Origin of the sequence: Pararhodobacter sp. CCB-MM2, assembly GCF_001691415.1 — a bacterium.
Classification (GTDB): domain Bacteria; phylum Pseudomonadota; class Alphaproteobacteria; order Rhodobacterales; family Rhodobacteraceae; genus Pararhodobacter.
This window is the reverse complement of sequence record NZ_LRRR01000002.1, coordinates 225,433-244,679: the sequence shown is the minus strand read 5'-3', so window position 1 is coordinate 244,679 and position 19,247 is coordinate 225,433. Positions and strand designations below refer to the sequence as shown.

17 protein-coding genes are annotated in these 19,247 nt (G+C 65.3%); 3 read left to right on the top strand and 14 right to left on the bottom strand.

What is annotated here, in order from left to right; translation table 11 throughout:
- The first annotated feature begins 35 nt into the window (after nucleotides 1-35).
- Complete coding sequence (locus tag BCY78_RS04015) at nucleotides 36-218, top strand: hypothetical protein (RefSeq protein WP_068298191.1); 183 nt, start codon at nucleotides 36-38, stop codon at nucleotides 216-218.
- A gap of 152 nt (nucleotides 219-370) precedes the next feature.
- On the opposite strand, the gene glnT is transcribed toward BCY78_RS04015, so the two are convergent.
- From glnT to BCY78_RS03995, 4 genes are all read right to left on the bottom strand, one after another.
- Complete coding sequence (glnT, locus tag BCY78_RS04010) at nucleotides 371-1,687, bottom strand: type III glutamate--ammonia ligase (protein ID WP_068298190.1); 1,317 nt, start codon at nucleotides 1,685-1,687, stop codon at nucleotides 371-373.
- A gap of 67 nt (nucleotides 1,688-1,754) precedes the next feature.
- Nucleotides 1,755-3,080 (bottom strand): FMN-binding glutamate synthase family protein, encoded by a 1,326-nt coding sequence (locus BCY78_RS04005; RefSeq protein WP_068298187.1) that lies wholly within the window; start codon nucleotides 3,078-3,080, stop codon nucleotides 1,755-1,757.
- A gap of 11 nt (nucleotides 3,081-3,091) precedes the next feature.
- Nucleotides 3,092-3,778, bottom strand: coding sequence for a protein GlxC (locus tag BCY78_RS04000; protein WP_068298185.1), 687 nt, complete (start codon nucleotides 3,776-3,778; stop codon nucleotides 3,092-3,094).
- Between the two features lie 3 nt (nucleotides 3,779-3,781).
- Nucleotides 3,782-4,669, bottom strand: a complete 888-nt coding sequence (locus tag BCY78_RS03995) for a glutamine amidotransferase family protein (RefSeq protein WP_068298652.1) — start codon at nucleotides 4,667-4,669, stop codon at nucleotides 3,782-3,784.
- A 450-nt stretch (nucleotides 4,670-5,119) separates the two neighbouring features.
- Here BCY78_RS03995 and BCY78_RS03990 point away from each other — a divergent pair, with 450 nt between their 5' ends.
- Nucleotides 5,120-5,770: an XRE family transcriptional regulator gene (locus tag BCY78_RS03990; protein ID WP_068298182.1), complete on the top strand. Its 651-nt coding sequence runs from the start codon at nucleotides 5,120-5,122 to the stop codon at nucleotides 5,768-5,770.
- Nucleotides 5,771-5,817: 47 nt separating this feature from the next.
- On the opposite strand, the gene BCY78_RS03985 is transcribed toward BCY78_RS03990, so the two are convergent.
- The 10 genes from BCY78_RS03985 to BCY78_RS03940 all read right to left on the bottom strand — a co-directional run bounded on the left by BCY78_RS03985 (nucleotide 5,818) and on the right by BCY78_RS03940 (nucleotide 18,362).
- Nucleotides 5,818-6,885, bottom strand: a complete 1,068-nt coding sequence (locus tag BCY78_RS03985) for a DUF3445 domain-containing protein (protein WP_068298180.1) — start codon at nucleotides 6,883-6,885, stop codon at nucleotides 5,818-5,820.
- A gap of 10 nt (nucleotides 6,886-6,895) precedes the next feature.
- The gene (locus BCY78_RS03980) at nucleotides 6,896-7,882 is read right to left on the bottom strand and encodes a PDR/VanB family oxidoreductase (protein WP_068298178.1); all 987 of its coding nucleotides are present in this window, start codon (nucleotides 7,880-7,882) and stop codon (nucleotides 6,896-6,898) included.
- On the bottom strand, nucleotides 7,879-8,499 hold the full coding sequence (gene dmmA / locus BCY78_RS03975; RefSeq protein WP_068298174.1) for a dimethylamine monooxygenase subunit DmmA: 621 nt from the start codon (nucleotides 8,497-8,499) through the stop codon (nucleotides 7,879-7,881). The genes BCY78_RS03980 and dmmA overlap by 4 nt, the downstream gene beginning before the upstream one ends.
- Before the next feature lie 77 nt (nucleotides 8,500-8,576).
- Nucleotides 8,577-9,722, bottom strand: a complete 1,146-nt coding sequence (locus BCY78_RS03970; RefSeq protein WP_068298171.1) for an aminomethyltransferase family protein — start codon at nucleotides 9,720-9,722, stop codon at nucleotides 8,577-8,579.
- A gap of 352 nt (nucleotides 9,723-10,074) precedes the next feature.
- Nucleotides 10,075-11,370: a serine hydroxymethyltransferase gene (locus tag BCY78_RS03965; RefSeq protein WP_068298169.1), complete on the bottom strand. Its 1,296-nt coding sequence runs from the start codon at nucleotides 11,368-11,370 to the stop codon at nucleotides 10,075-10,077.
- Nucleotides 11,371-11,390: 20 nt separating this feature from the next.
- Complete coding sequence (locus BCY78_RS03960) at nucleotides 11,391-14,006, bottom strand: phosphoenolpyruvate carboxylase (protein ID WP_068298167.1); 2,616 nt, start codon at nucleotides 14,004-14,006, stop codon at nucleotides 11,391-11,393.
- On the bottom strand, nucleotides 14,006-14,998 hold the full coding sequence (locus BCY78_RS03955) for a D-glycerate dehydrogenase (RefSeq protein ID WP_068298165.1): 993 nt from the start codon (nucleotides 14,996-14,998) through the stop codon (nucleotides 14,006-14,008). The genes BCY78_RS03960 and BCY78_RS03955 overlap by 1 nt, the downstream gene beginning before the upstream one ends.
- Nucleotides 14,998-15,888: a succinate--CoA ligase subunit alpha gene (gene sucD, locus BCY78_RS03950; protein WP_068298162.1), complete on the bottom strand. Its 891-nt coding sequence runs from the start codon at nucleotides 15,886-15,888 to the stop codon at nucleotides 14,998-15,000. Before sucD ends, BCY78_RS03955 begins: the two co-directional genes overlap by 1 nt.
- Nucleotides 15,885-17,084, bottom strand: a complete 1,200-nt coding sequence (locus BCY78_RS03945) for a malate--CoA ligase subunit beta (RefSeq protein WP_068298160.1) — start codon at nucleotides 17,082-17,084, stop codon at nucleotides 15,885-15,887. The genes sucD and BCY78_RS03945 overlap by 4 nt, the downstream gene beginning before the upstream one ends.
- A gap of 30 nt (nucleotides 17,085-17,114) precedes the next feature.
- Nucleotides 17,115-18,362, bottom strand: a complete 1,248-nt coding sequence (locus tag BCY78_RS03940; protein ID WP_068298157.1) for an aminotransferase class V-fold PLP-dependent enzyme — start codon at nucleotides 18,360-18,362, stop codon at nucleotides 17,115-17,117.
- A 199-nt stretch (nucleotides 18,363-18,561) separates the two neighbouring features.
- Here BCY78_RS03940 and BCY78_RS03935 point away from each other — a divergent pair, with 199 nt between their 5' ends.
- The gene (locus BCY78_RS03935) at nucleotides 18,562-19,197 is read left to right on the top strand and encodes a response regulator transcription factor (protein WP_233499343.1); all 636 of its coding nucleotides are present in this window, start codon (nucleotides 18,562-18,564) and stop codon (nucleotides 19,195-19,197) included.
- Nucleotides 19,198-19,247: the final 50 nt, after the last annotated feature.

The following is a 19,247-nucleotide window of genomic DNA, read 5'->3' as shown; positions in this document are numbered from 1 at the left end:
TCATCGCTGCCAACTTTGCCAAGGATAACGAGGCAATGGACGCCGCCCGCGAACGCGGCGTGACGATCACCGACCTCCACGGCGTTTATGCTTCAGCGCACGACGCCTTTGTCGAAGCGACGCTGCCGGACATCATTGCGACGGCCGAGGCGCGCGGCATTGCCGAGGCCGCTAAGATCGTCGCGACGTTTCGCGCCACTTGGCTGAATGGCAGGTGACAAATGGTGCTGCCAGAGCCTGACGCAGGGGATGTGCCCTGCCCCCTGAGAAACGCGGGATCCCCCATCAAAACTTGTTCTGCGCAAGAAAAAAGGGGGCCTTGGCCCCCTGAGAGTTGCTCCGGCGGAAGTCACCGGGACAGGAAGAGTCGTCAGATATCGAGGGTGTGCTCGCGCTCCCAAGCGGTGAAATGGGACACGAAGCTGTTCCACTCCCGCTGCTTCAACTTGATGTAGCTGGCCGAGAAACCGGTCCCCATCATCGCTTTCAGCTCATCATCCGCGTCAAATCCGCGGATCGCATCCAAGAGGTTCAACGGCAGCTTCGGTGCGCCGGTCACGGTATGGCCCTCGGCATACATGTCGATGTCCCAGCGCTTGCCGGGATCGGCTTTCGAGCGGATGCCCGACAGGCCCGCCGCGATGATCACGGCCTGCAGCAAGTAGGGGTTCACGGCGCCATCGGGCAGGCGCAGCTCGAACCGGCCGGGGCCCGGCACGCGCACCATGTGCGTGCGGTTGTTGCCCGTCCAGGTCACGGTGTTCGGCGCCCAGGTCGCGCCCGAGATCGTGCGCGGCGCGTTGATCCGCTTGTAGCTGTTGACCGTCGGGTTGGTGATCGCGGCCAGCGCCTCGGCATGTTTCATGATCCCGCCGAGGAAATGCCCGCCACGCTCGGACAGGCCGACTTCGCCCACCGGACCCGGCGCCGAACCGGCGAAGGCGTTGGTCTTGCCGTCCAGATCCCAGACCGAGATATGGGCGTGGCAACCATTGCCGGTCAGCCCCTCGATCGGCTTGGGCATGAAGGTGGCGCGCAGGCCGTGCTTCTCGGCCACCGAGCGGACCATGAACTTAAAGAAGGAATGACGGTCGGCGGTGATCAGCGCGTCGTCATATTCCCAGTTCATCTCGAACTGGCCGTTCGCATCCTCGTGGTCGTTCTGATACGGGCCCCAGCCCAGATCCAGCATGTAATCGCAGATCTCGGCGATCACGTCGTAACGGCGCATCACGGCCTGCTGGTCATAGCACGGCTTGGCGGCGGTATCGGCCTCGTCCGAAATCTTGTCGCCTTCGGGCGTCAGCAGGAAGAACTCGGGCTCGATCCCGGTCTTCACCCGCAGGCCCTCCTTGGCGGCCTCGGCGATCAGGCGGCGCAGCACGTTGCGCGGAGCCTGTTCCAGCTCGGCGCCATCCATCACGCAATCGGCGGCGACCCAGGCCACGTCCGGCTTCCAGGGCAGCTGGATCACCGACGAGGGGTCCGGCACGGCCAGCATATCCGGATGCGCGGGCGTCAGGTCCAGCCATGTGGCGAAGCCGGCAAAGCCTGCGCCGTCCTTCTGCATGTCGGCAATGGCCTGTGCCGGCACCAGCTTCGCGCGCTGGCCCCCGAACAGATCGGTGTAGGAGATCATGAAATATTTCACGCCCTTTTCGCGGGCGAAGGCGGCGAGATCGGTCATGGAGAATCCTTTCATCCCTGTCGTGGGCGCGGGCTTGTCGCCGCCCGCGTCCCTGGTGTGGCTTGGATCAGAAACCGGCTTTGCCCGGATACCAATCGGTGCCGGCCAGCGGCACACGCGCCATGGCGGCCGCTTCCATGGTCAGCGCACAAAGGTCCTCGGGTTCGAGGTTGTGCACATGGCTCTTGCCGCAGGCCCGCGCGATGGTCTGGCATTCCAGCGTCATCACGTTGAGGTAGTTGCGCAGCCGGCGCCCGGCCGCGATCGGGTCAAGCCGCTTCATCAGCTCGGGGTCCTGCGTGGTGATGCCGGCGGGGTCGCGGCCCTCGTGCCAGTCGTCGTAAGCGCCCGTGGTCGAGCCGAGCTTCTGATACTCGCTCTCCCATTTCGGGTCATTGTCCCCCAGCGCGATCAGCGCCGCCGTCCCGACCGAGACCGCGTCCGCGCCAAGCGCCAGTGCCTTGGCCACATCGGCGCCGGTCCGAATGCCGCCCGACACGACCAGCTGCACCTTGCGATGCATGCCCAGATCCTGAAGCGCCTGCACGGCGGGGCGGATACAGGCCAAGGTCGGTTGACCGACATGCTCGATGAACACGTCTTGCGTCGCCGCGGTGCCGCCCTGCATGCCGTCCAGAACCACCACATCGGCCCCAGCCTTCACCGCCAAAGCGGTGTCGTAATAGGGGCGCGCGCCGCCGATCTTGATGTAGATCGGCTTTTCCCAACCCGTGATCTCGCGCAATTCGAGGATCTTGATCTCCAGATCGTCCGGGCCGGTCCAGTCCGGGTGACGGCAGGCCGAGCGCTGGTCGATGCCCACCGGTAGCGAGCGCATGTCGGCCACGCGCTGGGTGATCTTCTGACCCAGCAGCATGCCGCCGCCGCCGGGCTTTGCACCCTGCCCGACCACGACTTCGATCGCATCGGCGCGGCGCAGGTCATCGGGGTTCATGCCATAGCGCGACGGCAGGTATTGATAGACCAGCTGCGTGGAATGCCCGCGCTCTTCATTGGTCATGCCGCCGTCGCCGGTAGTCGTCGAGGTGCCGGCGGCCGAGGCGCCACGGCCCAAGGCCTCCTTGGCGTTGGCGGACAGCGAGCCGAAGGACATGCCGGCGATGGTGATCGGGATCTTCAGCTCGATGGGTTTCTTGGCAAAGCGCGTGCCCAGCGTGACCGAGGTATCGCAGCGCTCGCGGTAGCCTTCCAGCGGGTAGCGGCTGATCGAGGCGCCGAGGAACAGCAGGTCGTCGAAATGCGGCACGCGGCGCTTGGCGCCCCCGCCCCGGATGTCATAGATCCCGGTTTCGGCGGCGCGGCGGATTTCCGAGTTGATCTCGTTCGAGAAGGTCCACGACTGGCGGGGCAGGGTTTGCGGGGTCTTGTCCATGTATCGGGCCCTCAGTACGCGGAAGCGTTGTCGATGTGGAAATTGTAGAGCGTCCGGGAGGAGCCGTAGCGCTTGAACTCCTCGGGTTTCGCCTTGGCGCCCGCACGGTCCAGCAGCTCTTTCAGGATCGCCAGATGCTCGGGACGCATCTCCTTCTCGACGCAATCGGCGCCGAGGCTCTTGACCGTGCCGCGCACGAAGAGGCGGGCCTCGTACAGGCTGTCCCCCAGCGCATCGCCGGCGTCGCCCAGCACGACCAGATTGCCCTTCTGCGCCATGAAGGCGGACATGTGGCCAATGTTGCCATGCACCACGATGTCGATCCCCTTCATCGAGATCCCGCAGCGCGAGCTGGCATTGCCCTTGATGTTCAACAGGCCGCCATGGCCGGTGGCCCCGGCATATTGGCTGGCATCGCCTTCGATGGTGACGGTGCCCGACATCATGTTCTCGGCGACGCCCGGACCGGCCGAGCCTTCGACGGTGATGCTGGCTTCCTTGTTCATCCCGGCGGTGTAATAGCCGGTCGAGCCCTTCACGGTGACGTTCAGCGGACCATCAAGCCCACAGGCCATCGCATGGCTGCCACGCGGATTGATGATCACATAGGGTTCGTTGACTTGCGCCTTCGCAGCGGCTTGCAGGGTCGCGTTGACGTCCCGCAGTTCGGTCGAGGCCATGTCGAGTTGCGTGGGCATGGTTCAGCGCTCCCAGAAATAGACGGTGGCGGGCTCGGGCTCCCAGACGCGGGCGGCCTCGATGCCGGGAAGATCCGCGAAGGCGCGGTATTCGCTGGCGAAGGCGACATAATCCTCGGTCTCGGCCATCACGGCCGGCTTGCAGGCGACCGGGTCACGCACAACGCCGAAGCCGTTCTTGGTGCCGGTGACGAAGGTGAAGAAGCCGTCGAGATCCTTCAGCGTGCCTTCCAGCGCCTCGCCCAGCGTCGCGCCATCGGCGATGCGGCTGGAGATATAGGCCGCGCCAACTTCGGTGTCGTTTTCGGTACGGGTGAAGACACCCTTCTTGGCCAGCGTGCGACGCATCGCGTTGTGGTTCGACAGCGAGCCGTTGTGCACGAGGCACTGGTCCGTCGCGGTCGAGAACGGGTGCGCCCCCAGCGTCGTGACGGCGCTTTCGGTGGCCATGCGGGTGTGGCCGATGCCGTGGCTGCCGCCCATCGCGCGCAGGCCGAAGCGTTCGGCGACGTCCTTGGGAAGACCGACTTCCTTGAAGATCTCCATGCTCTCGCCAACGCCCATGACGCGCAGGCCCTTCTCGTCGAGATAGGCCAGGGCGAGCGCTTGCGCCTCGGGGGCGAGGGTCAGCACAGCATGGGTATCAACGACGCGCACGCCGACCGGCGCGCCGACAGCCGCCGAAATGGCTGCTTCCAGCCCGTCGAAGCTGTCATCGGGCGTATCGGACTGAATGGTGATCTTCACCTGCCCGCTGTCATCGCCATAGATCGCGATCCCGGCCGAATCCGGCCCGCGATCGGTCATGGTGATCAACATGTCGGTCAGCATGTCGCCCAGCTTCGGACGCAAGGCGTCCTTCTTCAGGAAAAGGCCAACGATCCCACACATGGTTTCCTCCATCAGATCTGGCAGCCGCCTACGCGACTCTTCTCGTAATGATTAGCAGGAAACTTTTTGTCGCGCCAAGAAACATTTCTCCCTTCCGGAAAGAAAATTGATCTGCGTGAAAATCGAGGCCGGATGCTCGACTGGTGGGCAGTTTCGACCGCGCCGCCGAAAAATCCGGCGGCCCGGCAAAGGAGTTGCTGTCGTGGTTGGCGGTGTGGGCGATCACCGGGCGACGAATCGTCAAGGCGTGGCCCCTGCCCTCCCCCGGTCGTCACGCGCCGCGAACGGACGCTGCCTCGAGGATGGGCATTCTGCCCTTGCCGGGCCGGGCTATCGCCGCAATTTCTTTGAAAGTGGCTCAAGTTCTTTGCATCATAGGAATGACCTTGTATGTGCGGGTCTCAGGAAATGTCTGGCGATAGACCGTCGTGCTGAGGAGTGATTGTCCCGATGAACAAGGGCGTGGGGCCGGAGAAAGTGTCCAAACTAACGCAAGATCCGCACAGCCTGCGCGAAGAGCGGGAGAAGATCCTCGAAGTGGCCATCGGCCGCGAGGTCCGGGCCTATCGCAAGCAGCAGAACATCACGGTGGCCGAGCTGTCGAAGCTGACGGACCTGTCGATCGGCATGCTGTCGAAGATCGAGAACGGGAACACCTCGCCCTCGCTGACGACGCTGCAGACGCTGGCCAATGCGCTGTCGGTGCCGCTGACCGCGTTCTTCAAGGGCTATGAGGAACGTCGGCAGGCGGTGCACACCAAGGCCGGCCGCGGCGTGGAGATCGAACGCGCCGGGACGCGCGCGGGGCATCAATACAGCCTGCTCGGGCATATCGGCTCGAACTCCAGCGGCGTGATCGTCGAGCCGTATCTGATCCAGCTCACCTCGGAATCGGACACCTTCAAGACGTTCCAGCATGAGGGGATCGAGATGATCTACATGCTGGAGGGCAAGGTCGACTATCGGCATGGCTCCGAGATGTATCCGCTCGAACCCGGTGACACGCTGTTCTTCGACGCGGACGCGCCGCATGGCCCCGAGAGGCTGGTGCAACTTCCGGCGCGGTATCTGTCGATCATCAGCTACCCGCGCGAAAAATGACGACAAGGCCCCCGCTTTCCGGGGGCCTTTCGCACTAGCGGGCCGGATCATTTCTGCAGCGGCGGTTCGGTTTCCAGATCCGCCCAGACGCCGGGCGACGTCGGCAGACCGTCGTCGAAGCGGCTCAGGTATTCCAGCATCAGCGGACGGTTGGCGATGAATCCTTTGTAGGTCGCCAGTTCCTCGGGCAGGTCGCGGATCACGCGGTGCAGCCGGCGGCCCCATTTCGGCATCGTTACCAGATCCTGGAAGGCGATCAGGTAGCAGCGGATCGGGAAGACCAGAGCGTTGGAGCGCGGCAGGCGGTAGAAGGTCTGCAATTCCACCCGCAGATGCTGCTTCGCGCCGATGTTCTCGGCGGTCAGCTCGGTCTTCTGGATGCCCCATTTGTGGTAATTCTCTGGGCTGGTATCCAGCAGCGGGTTCACGGTCATCGTCCAGTTCAACCGCCGCGCCGGGGCACCCTGCTGCACATTCATCAGGAATTTCAGCGCGCGTTTGAAGATGCCCATCTCATGCGCCAGCGGCACCGGGGCATGCCATTCGAAGAAGTTCATGCCGATGTCGAAATCCAGCGACCAGTCGGCCTGCGTGGTGATCATCCCGGCATCCATCCACAGATTGTCGTCGCGCTGATCGAGCACCGCGAAATCGCCCTGCGTCTGGCGGGTGATGTACTCCATCGGCCCATGGGGCAGCGTCGTCTCGTCCATGAAGGTGAAGCTGTCGTCGATGCCCAGCGGCTTGTTGACCCAGCGCCAGCGGTTGCCGTCGCGGTACAGCTGGAACAGATCCGGATAATCCTCGGATTTCGAGACCATGATGAGTTCCAGCAGGTCCCACCCCGCCAGAGTCATATGCGGCAGCGACTGGCAGCGCAGCGGGTCCTCGGCCAAAACAATCGCCCGATCGCGCATTTCCGAGATGTAATGCTCGTCGACATCGAAGCGCTTCTCAAAGACCGACCCCGCCGGGCCGCCGCGATGCTGCTCCATGTTCACCGAATACATGTAGCTGTCTTCGTGGAACGGGAAGGGGAAGCGCTTGATCGCCCAAGGGGAATTGCGGAACGAATAATCGTCGCGGAAAGTCTCGTCGTTGAACTGAATGGTCATCAGGACCTCCCTATCGATCCAGAACCAGCGCCTTGCCGACGAAGCGGCTGACGCAGGGCATGATCTTGGTACCGCTCGCCTGCTGATCCTCTTCCAGCCAATGGTCGCGGTGGATGAACGTGCCGTCATGCTCGACCACATCGGTCTCGCATTGGCCGCAAGCGCCGCCCCGGCACAGGAAGGGCGCCTCGACGCCGCAGCGCTCCATGGCTTCCAGCAGGCTTTCGTTCTCGCCCACGAGGATCGTCATGTCGGACTTGCACAGACGCACTTCGAAGGGCTTGCCGGGCTGCGGCGCGAGGAATTCCTCGGAATGCACATGGGCGTCGGGCCAGCCGTGATCGGCAGCGGTCCGGTGCACCCAGTCGATCATCCCCTTGGGACCGCAGACATAGACATGCGTGCCCAAAGGCTGGCCATCCAGCAGGTCACCGAGCGGGATCGCCTGCTTGCGGTCGTCGTAATAGACGTGGACCTTGCCGGGATGCCGGGCGGTCAGCTGATCGGCATAGGTTCCGAGGGCCTCGTTGCGGACGGAATAATGCAGCTCCCACCGCGCGCCTAGCGTCTCCAGCTGCGCGATCATCGCCAGGAAGGGCGTGATGCCGATGCCTCCCGCAAGGAAGACATGCTTGCGACCGCGCAGATCGACCGGGAACAGGTTCACGGGATAGGTGATGGTCAGCCGGTCGCCGGGCTTCACATGCCGGTGCAGATACAGCGAGCCGCCCCGTCCCTGATCATCGCGCCGCACCGAAATGGCATAGGTCCCGGCATCGGCCGGATCGGACATCAGCGAATAGGGGTTGAGACGCGTGCGGCCCTTATCCTTCATCTCGACGACGGTATGCGCGCCCGCCGAAAAGGGCGGAAACGGCGCGCCATCGGGACGCTGGAATTCGAACCGCGTGACCAGTTCGTTGATGGGAACGACGGCGCTGACGACGACGTCGATCTTCTCGGCGCCGGCCTTGGCTTTCTGAGGGGCGGCGCTCATCTGTACAGCTCCACGGGTTCGGGGACATTGCCGGGATCCTCGGCGTCGATGCAGACGCCCTGGAAGGCGGCCAGCCGGCGCGAGTAATGGTCGCGCACGAACAGGTTCAGCCCGCAATGCGCGCAGACGAAGGGATCGGTGATGACGTCCTCGGTGATGCCCTTGCAATGCACGCATTGCATCCGCCGCGCGACCGAACCGCGATGTTCGGTCTGCACCGAGCCGACGGGGATGCCTGCCGCGGCCAGTTCGGCGGCGGCGCGTCCGATCAAGCCCTCGGTCCCGGCCAGATAGACCTGCAGACCCATATGTGCGTCCGACAAGACCCGCCGCAGCCGCGGCAGGGCCGCGTCGAAGCTGGGGCCGACATAGAATTGCGCGGGGTTGAGGGCGCGTAGCCTGTCGACGAAGGCCTCTCCGGTTTGGCGCGGCAGATAGAGGATATGCGCCTTGGCCATCAGGCCGCTGTCGCGCGCGCCCGCTTGCGCGGCGAGGTCGAGCAGGGCTTCGGCCCCTTCGGCATCCGCCATCATGAGATGGGCCTTGCCCGGCCGCGGCGCGAGAGTGCCATAGACCGGGCGGCTGGCAATGCTCTGGGGGAACTGGAATTTCGACATCGCGGCAGTCACTCCCGTTGTCTTGTTGCCTGTTGCGAAGCAGGCGCCCCCGTTGCCGGCGGCGCCTGTCGAATGGGTCAGCCCTTGGCGGTACGGATCGCCTTGTCCTTGTCGTAGAAGGGCATTTCTTCGGTGACGCAGGGGATCTCGGTCCCGTCCTGATTGACGACGACCATCTTCACCCCGGGCACGGCGCAATCGACCGGCATCCGGGCGATGCCGACGCTGTGGTTGTTCAGCGGCGACTGCATGCCGAAGGTCACAAGGCCGACTTCCTTGCCGTCCTTCAGCAGCTTGGCGCCGGTATCGGCGGTGGTGCTGCCCTCCAGCTTCACGCCGTAGATCTTGAACCGCTCCTTGCCCTTCAGCGCGTAATGGTTTTCGGCGCCGCGGAAGCCGGTCTTGCCCGGCGAGACGGTGAAATCGAGCCCCAGCTCCCACAGCGTGTCGCCGGCCGGTTCGTTGGCGAAGGGGAAGGTCTCGGAATTGTCGCCGGGGAAGAACAGCAGGTAGCTTTCAGTACGCAGCAGATCGAGGGTCGAGAACTGGACGGGGCGGATGCCCATGTCTTTGCCATCCGCAAGGATCGCGTCCCACAGCGCCATGGCGTGACGGGCCTCGCAGAAGATCTCGTAGCCGCGCTCGCCGGTATAACCGGTGCGTGAGATCATCACCGGCTTGCCGAACAGCTTGGTCTGAAGGATGCCGAAATAGGCGAGGTCGCGGATGCCCGGCACATGCTTGGCGAGGAAATCGACGGCAACGGGGCCTTGCAGCGACATGTCGTGCAGGTTGTCGTCGAAGATCATCGCGACGTTCTTGCCATAGGCGGCCATGGCCATCGACTCGTGCCCTGTGCCCGCGCCATGCACCACCATCCAGTGGTTGACCGACAGCCGGTAGATCACGCAGTCGTCGATGAACTTGCCGTCGTCATTGAGCATGCAGGCATAGACCGCCCGGCCCGGCATGATCTTGTCGACGTTCCGGGTGGTCACGCGATCGATGACCGCAGCGGCATGTGGTCCAACCAGATGGACCTTTTTCAGACCAGATACATCCATCAGGCCAGCCTTGGTCCGCACAGCCATGTAATCGGCCTTCGCGCGCTCGTCGCTGTGGTCATAGAACCAGGCGGTGCCCATGCCGTTCCAGTCTTCCAGCTCGCCGCCGATTTCGGCATGGCGCTGCGCTAGCGCCGAGGTTCTGTAGATAATCGCCATATTCTGACCTCCCAAGGCATCGTGTTCTTCCGCATGCAAGCCCAAGGCTTTTCGAAAAGCAACACTTTAGTTCACATTTGTTTCCCATCAGGAAAGCCGCAGATACGACGAAACCCTTCGCAGGCCCGCGCCGCAAAAACTTGAACATTCATTGAAAACCGGCGCGACCCTGACCTCTCCCGCCCATCGCTCCGGCGATCTCCCGCAGGCAGGATAGCGTCCAGAAAATGCATTGGTCCAGACCAATGTTTAAAATCTCGGCAGATTGGTTCGCTGCTTGGGCAGCCTCGGAGTGCCCCAAAGGGGCACCGGATGAGAATCACCCGATGCCCGGACGGTGCTCAATGTCGGATCACAGCAGCGGATAGATCGGGAAACGGGCGCACAGCGCCTCGACCTCGGCCCGGACCTGCGCCTCGACGCTGGCATTGCCCTCTTCGCCATTGGCGGCCAGACCGTCGACGACCTCGATGATCCAATCGGCAATCTGGCGGAACTCGGTGACGCCGAAGCCGCGCGTAGTGCCGGCCGGGCTGCCCAGCCGGATGCCGCTGGTGATCGTCGGCTTCTGCGGGTCGAAGGGCACGCCGTTCTTGTTGCAGGTGATATGCGCCCGCCCAAGCGCCGCCTCGGTGGCCTTGCCGGTCACGCCCTTGGGCCGCAGATCCACCAGCACGACATGCGTGTCGGTGCCCTTGGTGACGGTATCGAGCCCGCCTTTGATCAACTGGTCCGACAGCGCCTGCGCATTGGCGATCACCGCATGGATATAGTCGCGAAAGCCCGGCTGCAGCGCTTCGCCGAAGGCCGCGGCCTTGGCGGCGATGACATGCATCAGCGGCCCGCCCTGAATGCCCGGAAAGATCGCCGAGTTGATCTTCTTGGCGAGCGCCTCGTCATTGGTGAGGATCATCCCGCCCCGAGGGCCGCGCAGGGTCTTATGCGTGGTCGTCGTCACGACATGGGCATGCGGGAACGGCGAGGGATGGGCCCCCGCCGCGACCAGACCGGCGAAATGCGCCATGTCGACCAGCAGCTTGGCCCCGACCCGGTCGGCAATCGCGCGCATGCGGGCAAAGTCGATCTGCCGAGGAATGGCCGAGCCGCCGGCAATCAGCAGGCGCGGACGATGCTGCATGGCCAGAACCTCGACCTGATCATAGTCGAGCCGGTTGTCATAGCGGCGCACACCATATTGGACGGCCTTGAACCACTTGCCCGACTGGTTGGGCGCTGCGCCATGAGTGAGGTGCCCGCCCGCATCGAGGCTCATCCCCAGGATCGTGTCGCCGGGTTCCAGAAGCGCGTTGAACACGCCTTGGTTCGCCTGGCTGCCGGAATTGGGCTGCACATTGGCAAAGGCGCAGTCGAACAGCTGACACGCCCGCTCGATGGCGAGGGTCTCGGCCCGGTCCACCCATTCGCACCCGCCGTAATAGCGCCGACCGGGATAGCCCTCGGCGTATTTGTTGGTCATCACGCTGCCCTGCGCCTCCATCACGGCGCGGCTGACGATGTTCTCGCTGGCGATCAGCTCGATCTCGTCGCGCTGGCGGCCCAGCTCTCCGGTGATGGCGGTGAACAGTTCCGGATCGGTGCCGGCCAGCGTGTCCGTGAAGAAGCCGGGGGTTTTCAGAGGGGCATTCATCGGGGTCTCCCTGTTCGATGTCAGCCGGTCCAGCCCAGACCGGCGGCGATGCAGTTCATCGATTGCATGAGGTGGATACGGGTCTCGACGGGTTCGGCCCGGTCGGCGCGTAGGCGGCGCAGCAGGGCCACTTGCGCGGCGTGGGCGGCGCGCAGGGCCTCGGCGTTGCGGGCATGCCGCGCGCGGAAGCGGGGGAATCGCGCGGCCAGCGCCTGCCCGGTCAACCGCCCGATCGCCTCGCGGGTGCGGTCATGTTCGCGGCTGATGCGTCCAAACAGCCGCTCGGCCACCGCGCGATCTTTGACCAACCCGGCATAGGGCTCTGCCAGATCCATCTGCGCCAGGGCCAAGGATTTCTCGACCTCGTCGACGGCCAGCCGGTAAAGGGGCATCTCGGCGAACATCCGTGCCAGAAGCGCCTCACCCGACGCCCCCCGCACGCGGCAGAAATTTTCCAGCGCGCTGCCGAAACCGTACCAGCTGCTGATCATGTGCCGGTTCTGGGTCCAGGCGAAGACCCAGGGAATGGCGCGCAGATCCTCAAGGCTGGTCGCGCCCGAACGCCGCGCGGGCCGCGAGCCGATCTTCAGAAGTGCCAGCTCTTCGACCGGGCTGGCCTGCGTGAAGTAGTCGATGAAACCGGGATCGCCGATCAGACCCTGATAGGCCGTCTGGCTGAGGCTCGACAGGGCCTCCATCGCGTCGTCGGTTTCGGGATCGACCGCTTCGAAGGGCGGCTCGGCGCTGTGGCGCAGCACGGATGAGGCCAGCAGCTCCAGCTGGGCAGCGGCGGTGCCCGGATTCGCGTATTTCGCGGTGACGGTCTCGCCCTGTTCGGTCAGCCGCAAGGCCCCGTCCAGCGTGCCCGCGGGCTGCGCGGCGATTGCCCGGCCCGTGGGGGCACCGCCGCGGCTGACCGATCCCCCGCGGCCATGGAAGAAGACCGGTCGCGCCCCGCGCTTGGCCATTTGGCGCATCAGTGCGCGCTGCGCCCGGTCCAGCGACCAGATCGAGGTCAGGAACCCGCCGTCCTTGTTGCTGTCGGAATAGCCGAGCATGATCTCGACCCGGCCCGAGGCAGACCGCAAGCTGCGGGCGGCAAGGGGCACGGCCATGACGGCATCCATGATGCGCGGCGCGGCGCGCAGGTCGTCGATGGTTTCGAACAGAGGCACCAGCTTCAGCGCCAGACGCTCGGCGCCGAAACCGGCATAGCGGGCCAGCAGGTAGACGGCCAGAAGATCATCCGCCGAGCGGGTCATCGACAGGATGAACGGCCCCAGCGCCTGCGGATCGGGCCCGGCCAGCGTCTCACGCATCAGGCGCAGCAGGGACATGGTCTCGGCGGCCTCGGTCGACAGCTGTGCCTCGGCCACGAAGGGCAAGGAGGGCGAGGCCAATTCCTGCCGCAACCGGGCGGACCAATCCGGCGCGCCGGGCGCGGGTCCATCGCCCTGCAGAGCCCAGATCTCGGCCAAGGTCCGGGTGATGACGGCCGAGTTCTGGCGGATATCCAGCGTATGCGCGCGCAGGCCGAAGACCTGAACCTGCCAGCGCAGGGGCCGCAGCAACTCGTCCGCGACCAACCGCGCGCCGACGGCATGCAAGGCGGCTTCGATGGCACGCAGGTCGTCGTCGAGATCCTGCACCGAGAAATAGCGCCCGCCAGCCATCGCCTGCCGCATCGCGCTGACGGCTTGCCGGAACAGCTCGTCCGGGTTGCGGGCAATGCAGGAGCCGGCATTGTCGGCGCGCTGCGCGACCAGCGCCTCAAGCCGCGCGCGGTGCGGGGCCGGCAGGGCAATGCGGTAGTCTGACAGGCTCAGCTGCGGGATGATTGCGTCGAACGCCTCGACATAGAGCGCGCGGATCATCCTCTGTGCCCGATCCAGCGCCAGCGCCGTGGCGCGGGCGGTGACATTGGGATTGCCGTCGCGGTCGCCGCCGATCCAGGAATGGAAGCGCAGGCAACAGGCATCCCTCTCCGCTTCGGTCGAGCCGTCATGGACCGCGTCGAGATACCGCTCGAACAGGCGCGGCACGGCCTCGAACAGCGAGTTGCGGTAGAATTGCAGGCCCCAGTCGATTTCGGCTTCCAGCGTCGGACGCTCCAGCCGCAATTCGCCGGTGGTCCACAGCAGGTCGATCTCCATTTCCAGCCGCCGTGTCAGCCGGGCGACCTCGGCCGAGCCGCCGGTATCGCCCTCCAGCGCGGACAGGGTGCGGTAGATGCGGCGATGGATCTCCATCACCGTGACGCGCTTGGCTTCGGTCGGATGGGCGGTGATGGTCGGACCGACCGAAAGGCGGCCATCCTGAAGCAGGGCGCGCATCGCGGCCCGGCGGTCGGGTGCTGCTGCCATGGCCGCGCGGAAGGTGCCGGGCGGGACCCCGCCTGCCCGCTCGGTCTGATCGGCGCTGCGGATCGCCAGATGCTCGTCGAGGATCTGCTGCAGATGGAACCAGATCGTCGTCGCCTGAAGATGCTCGGCCAGATCGCCCGCCGCCCAAGTCCCGGCGTCGGGGTCGAGGCCCGGAGCACGCCGGGCCAGCACCCGCGCCCAGACCCCGCGCAACAGGGCGGTGATGCGCAGGGCGCTGTCGTCGGCGCAGGGGGAAGAGGCCGGTCGGTCCATCAGATCACCCGGTCGCGCGGCTCGCGCCCGTCGAAGAAATCAACGAGGTTGTCGAGAACCCGAAATCCCATCGCTTCGCGCGTTTCCCGCGTGGCGCTGCCCAGATGGGGCAACATCACCAGATTGTCGCAATCCATCAGCACCGGAGCGACGCGGGGTTCGCCGTCATAGACATCCAGCCCCGCCCCGCCGATCAGGTCGAACATCAGGGCCTGCGCCAGCGCATGTTCGTTGATCACCTCGCCCCGCGCGGTATTGATGAGGAAGGCGTCGGGCTTCATCAGATCCAGCCGCCGTCCGTCGATCAGGTGACGGTTCTCGGCCCCGCCCGGACAATGCAGCGAGACGAAGTCACAGCGCGGCAGCAGCGCGTCGAGGCTTTCGACCTGCTCGGCGCCGTAACGCGCCAGCACTTCCGGGGCGACGGGCGAGCGGTTCTGCACGAGGATCGTCATGCCGAACCCATGATGCGCGCGCTGCGCCACGGCCTGCCCGATGCGGCCGAAGCCGACGATCCCCAGCACCTTGCCCGAGACTTTGGCCCCCACAAGATGCGTCGGGCGCCAGCCGGTCCATTGCCCCGCCCGCAGCTCACGCTCGCCCTCGGCTGCGCGGCGCGCCACCATCAGCATCAGCGTAAGGGCAATGTCGGCGGTGCAATCCGACAGCACGTCCGGGGTATTGGTAACGGCGATGCCCAGCATCCGCGCGCTGGCGGTGTCGATATGGCTGAAGCCGACGCCGTAATTGGCCAGAAGCTGGGTGCGGGGCTGCGCCACGCTCAGGGCCTCGGTGCCCAGCCCATCGGTCACGGTGGGCAGGATCGCGTCATAATCGCCAAGCGCCTGACGGAAGTCTTGCGGCGCCAGCGGGCGGTCGGCGGTGTTGAAGACGGCATCGAAGCGCTCCGACAGCGCCGCTTCGACCGCCGCGGGCCAGCGCCGCGTGACCAGCACGCGGGGCTTGCGACCCAGGATCGCGGGGGCATTCATCACGCGGCCTCCGCCATGACACGGGCAATGGTGTCGCCGATGACCGCGGGGTTCGGCGCAACCGTGACCCCGGCGGCGGTCAGGATCTCGACCTTCTCAGACGCGCTTTCCCCGAAGGCCGAGATGATGGCCCCGGCATGGCCCATGGTCCGGCCCTTGGGCGCGGTCAGGCCGGCGACATAGGCGATCACGGGTTTGGTGACATGATCGCGGATATAGGCGGCGGCTTCGGCTTCCTGCGGGCCGCCGATCTCGCCGATCATGCAGATCACCTGCGTGTCGTCATCCTCCTGAAATTGCTGGATGATGTCGCGGAAGGACGAGCCGTTGATCGGGTCGCCCCCAATCCCCACCGAGGTCGAGACGCCGATGCCATGCGCCTTCAGCTGCGCCGCGGCCTCGTAGCCCAGCGTGCCGGAACGACCGATGATCCCCACCGGGCCGGGCAGATAGATATGGCCGGGCATGATCCCCAGGAGCGCCTTGCCGGGACTGATCGTCCCCGCGCAATTGGGGCCGGTCAGTACCATGCGCCGCTCCTTGGGATAGCGGTACATGTAGCGCTTCACCCGGATCATGTCCTGCGCGGGAATGCCGTCGGTGATGCAGACGCAATAGCGGATTCCCGCGTCGGCGGCCTCCATGATGCTGTCCGCGGCGAAGGGCGGCGGCACGAAGACGAGGCTGGCCTCGGCGCCCGTTTCGGCGACGGCTTCCTCGACCGTGTCGAAGACCGGCAGGCCGTCGACCGTCTGGCCGCCTTTGCCCGGGACTACGCCCCCGACGACGCGGGTGCCGTAGTTCAGCATGTCGTTGGTGTGGAAACGCGCCATCTTGCCGGTGATGCCCTGCACGATCACGCGGGTGGTCTGGTCGATGAAGATGCTCATTTCACGGCCCTCATTCTGGTGTCCTGGGTCAGGTCGTTCTTCCACGCACCGACGGCGCGCTCGGCGGCTTCCATCAGCGTGTTAGCGCGGATCAGCGGCAGGCCGGATTCGGCCAGGATCTTCTGGCCCGCTTCGACATTGGTGCCGGCGAGGCGCACGATCACCGGCACGTTCACCTGCACCTCCTTCAAGGCCTGGATCACGCCCTCGGCCACCCAGTCGCAACGGTTGATGCCGGCGAAGATGTTGACCAGAACCGCCTGCACATTGCTGTCCGACATCACCAGCCGGAAGGCCTTGGCCACCCGCTCGGGCGTGGCACCGCCGCCGATGTCGAGGAAGTTCGCAGGTTCGCCGCCCGCCAGCTTGATCGTGTCCATCGTCGCCATCGCCAGCCCGGCGCCGTTGACGATGCAGCCGATATTCCCGTCAAGCCCGACATAGCTGAGGCCCCTGTCGGCGGCCCGGCTTTCGCGCGGGTCTTCCTGACTCTTGTCGCGCAGCTCGCTGATCTGGGGATGGCGGAACAGCGCGTTGTCGTCGAAGGTCATCTTCGCATCCAGCGCGAGGATCCGGTTGTCGCCGGTCACCACAAGCGGATTGATCTCGACCATCGTCGCATCATGTTCGCGGAACGCGCGGTAGCAGCCCTGAAGCGTGCGGACCATGCGCGCGGTCAGGGCCGGGTCGATCCCCAATTTGAAGGCGATCTGCCGGCACTGGAAATCCTGCAGACCCACCGCCGGCTCCACGGTCGCGCGGACGATGCTCTTGGGCTTCTGGGCCGAGATCTCTTCGATCTCCATCCCGCCCTCGGCCGAGGCGACGATCATCACCCGCTGCGAGGTGCGATCGAGCACCAGCCCGAGGTAGATCTCGCGCTCGATGGGCACGGCGCCTTCGACATAGACGCGGTAGATGCCCTTTCCCTCGGGGCCGGTCTGATGCGTGACCAGCTTGCGCCCGAACAGGCCTTCGCAGGTCTGCTGGATCTCCTGATCCGAGGCGCAGACCTTCACGCCGCCGGCCTTGCCGCGCCCGCCCGCATGTACCTGCGCCTTCACCACCCAGCGGTCGCCGCCGATTTCGCGGGCGCGGTAGGCGGCCTGTTCCGGGCTGTAGGCCAAGGCGCCGGGGGGAATATCGACGCCAAAACTGGCGAGGATCTCTTTCGCCTGATATTCGTGAATATCCATTCCTCTCTCCTCCTCCTCGAACGTGCGTGCTTATTCGGCGGCCAGGGCGTCGGCGAAATGCCGGTCCAAGGCGGCATCGACGGCAGCCTGATCAACGTCACCGCCAAGGTCGCGGATCGCCTGACCGAAGCGCGTGACGATGTCGGTGATCGCGGCGGCGCTGAGCAGGTTCAGGATGCCGATCCGCACCTGCACCGGGGCCGAGAGCGTCGGCCAGATGCCGAAGTCCTGCGCCCGGCAATTCTGCACCAGCTCCATCTCGCGACCGGCGAGGGCGGCGGGCAGGTTCAGGACCACCAGCGACGTCATGTTCGACGTCACCTCGCAGCCCATCGCCTGAACAGCCGCCCGCAGCGCCGCCTCATGTCGGGCATAGTCGCGGGCCCGGTTGGCCAGCCCCTGCTGCAGGGTGATCCGCAACGCCTCGTGGAAAGCGGCGACGGCATAGGCGGAATGGGTGCGGTGATAGGTCCCCTTCTCGACATCCTGACCGTCGAGGATCCCCCAATGGCGCGCCTCCAGCACCGGGTTGTGCACGAAGGTGCGGGTGCCGGTCTTGCGAAGCTCCGCGATGTAGCGGTCGGTGAACGAGACCGGCGCATAGGTCAGCGGCAGGCAGCAGATGCCCTTCTGGGGACACGAGGCCCAACCCTGTACGCCCGGGAAATCGTCGATGCGGAAATCGGCCACGCCCAAGGACGAGACGGCATCGACCAGTCCCATCGCCCCATGGGCCTCGCAGGCATCCGAGAAGCCGCGCAGGTCGTTGATCCGCCCCGATCCGGTTTCCCAATGCGCCATCACTGCCCATTTCGGTTTGTGCGCAGCCAACGCGGCCTCGGCGATCTCGGCGGTGACGGACTGGCCGTGCGGGATGTCGATGATCGTGACCGAGGCCGGTTTGGGGTCGAAGGGCGCGGCCGCAAGTTCCTCGGCGGTGGCGGCTTTCATGCGGACCGTCAGGCCGTCGATCCCCGAGAACGTGCCGTTGTTGAACACCACGACACTGTCGCCCGGCATGACCGCGCTGAACATCACGTCGAGGCCGCTCCACCCGGTCCCGGCGACGCCGAAGGTGTGGACGTTCTGCGTGCCCCAGATCTGGCGCAGCATGTGCTTGGCTTCGACCATGCCCCGCAGCACATCGGCGTGCATGTGGTCGGCGATGCCCGCTCCGGCATAGGCGGCGAGAACGCGGACATCGGTGTTCCCCGGCCCCGGACCGGCGGCGATGGTGGCGGGAATGTGCAGCGGCGGGAAGATCGTGGTGGCGCTCATGGTTCCTCCGGGGAATGGCTGATGTCCTTCCCCTTAGGAAATAAATTTTCTTGCGGAGGCGCAAAACACCGATCTATCCTGCAAATGGGCAGCCAAACGGGTGGGGAAAAACCTACCCGGAGCGGTAAGTATTCCGGCGTATACCGTGAATCGGCCCGCCCGAATGGGTAGTTTCTTGGAAATCGGGGAGGATTTTCAGATGCTTGGCCAAAACGTGCCGCAGATCGACATCATGCTCGCGGATGGCAATCCATTGGTTCTGTCCGCCATGTCCGAGGCTTTCGAGCGCCATCCCCGATTCTCGCTGGTGGCAACCAGCGCCACCGCCGAGGGTTTTCTGGGTACGGTGATGCGGGTGCCGGTGCGGATCGGCGTGATCGACTGGAACCTGCCGGTGCTGGGCGGCGAGAAGCTGGTCGAGGTGCTGCGCGCGCAGGAGAATGCGCCGCGTCTGGTGGTCTATGGCCGCGAGGGCAACGACGTGCCGCGCAAGGCGATGGCGGCCGGTGCTGCGGCCTTTGCCCCACGCTCGGCCCCGATTGAAACGCTGATCCAGACCTGCCTCGACGTGGCGGCCGGCAAGATGGTGTTTCCCTTCCTCGACGTCCGGCAATTGCGCGACGATCCGATCGCCAGCCTGTCGCGCAAGGAGCGGGTGCTGCTCGAGGCGCTAGCGACCGGCTTGACGAACCGGGAGCTGGCCAGCCGGCAGGGGATTTCGACCAACACGGTGAAATTCCACCTGTCCAACATTTTCGACAAATTGTCGGTCAAGAACCGGGCCCAAGCCATCGCGTTCTATTATTCCGCGCGGAGCCGTCCTGACGACAGATAGGGCTCAATTCTGCGTCCTGACGGGAAATAAATATTCTTGACAGGCAAAAG

Excerpts from the sequence above, each read along its gene's own strand:
- BCY78_RS04015 (WP_068298191.1), top strand. The coding sequence starts at position 36 with ATGGACGCCGCCCGCGAACGCGGCGTGACGATCACCGACCTCCACGGC.
- glnT (WP_068298190.1), bottom strand. The coding sequence starts at position 1,687 with ATGACCGATCTCGCCGCCTTCGCCCGCGAAAAGGGCGTGAAATATTTC.
- BCY78_RS04005 (WP_068298187.1), bottom strand. The coding sequence starts at position 3,080 with ATGGACAAGACCCCGCAAACCCTGCCCCGCCAGTCGTGGACCTTCTCG.
- BCY78_RS04000 (WP_068298185.1), bottom strand. The coding sequence starts at position 3,778 with ATGCCCACGCAACTCGACATGGCCTCGACCGAACTGCGGGACGTCAAC.
- BCY78_RS03995 (WP_068298652.1), bottom strand. The coding sequence starts at position 4,669 with ATGTGTGGGATCGTTGGCCTTTTCCTGAAGAAGGACGCCTTGCGTCCG.
- BCY78_RS03990 (WP_068298182.1), top strand. The coding sequence starts at position 5,120 with ATGAACAAGGGCGTGGGGCCGGAGAAAGTGTCCAAACTAACGCAAGAT.
- BCY78_RS03985 (WP_068298180.1), bottom strand. The coding sequence starts at position 6,885 with ATGACCATTCAGTTCAACGACGAGACTTTCCGCGACGATTATTCGTTC.
- BCY78_RS03980 (WP_068298178.1), bottom strand. The coding sequence starts at position 7,882 with ATGAGCGCCGCCCCTCAGAAAGCCAAGGCCGGCGCCGAGAAGATCGAC.
- dmmA (WP_068298174.1), bottom strand. The coding sequence starts at position 8,499 with ATGTCGAAATTCCAGTTCCCCCAGAGCATTGCCAGCCGCCCGGTCTAT.
- BCY78_RS03970 (WP_068298171.1), bottom strand. The coding sequence starts at position 9,722 with ATGGCGATTATCTACAGAACCTCGGCGCTAGCGCAGCGCCATGCCGAA.
- BCY78_RS03965 (WP_068298169.1), bottom strand. The coding sequence starts at position 11,370 with ATGAATGCCCCTCTGAAAACCCCCGGCTTCTTCACGGACACGCTGGCC.
- BCY78_RS03960 (WP_068298167.1), bottom strand. The coding sequence starts at position 14,006 with ATGGACCGACCGGCCTCTTCCCCCTGCGCCGACGACAGCGCCCTGCGC.
- BCY78_RS03955 (WP_068298165.1), bottom strand. The coding sequence starts at position 14,998 with ATGAATGCCCCCGCGATCCTGGGTCGCAAGCCCCGCGTGCTGGTCACG.
- sucD (WP_068298162.1), bottom strand. The coding sequence starts at position 15,888 with ATGAGCATCTTCATCGACCAGACCACCCGCGTGATCGTGCAGGGCATC.
- BCY78_RS03945 (WP_068298160.1), bottom strand. The coding sequence starts at position 17,084 with ATGGATATTCACGAATATCAGGCGAAAGAGATCCTCGCCAGTTTTGGC.
- BCY78_RS03940 (WP_068298157.1), bottom strand. The coding sequence starts at position 18,362 with ATGAGCGCCACCACGATCTTCCCGCCGCTGCACATTCCCGCCACCATC.
- BCY78_RS03935 (WP_233499343.1), top strand. The coding sequence starts at position 18,562 with ATGCTTGGCCAAAACGTGCCGCAGATCGACATCATGCTCGCGGATGGC.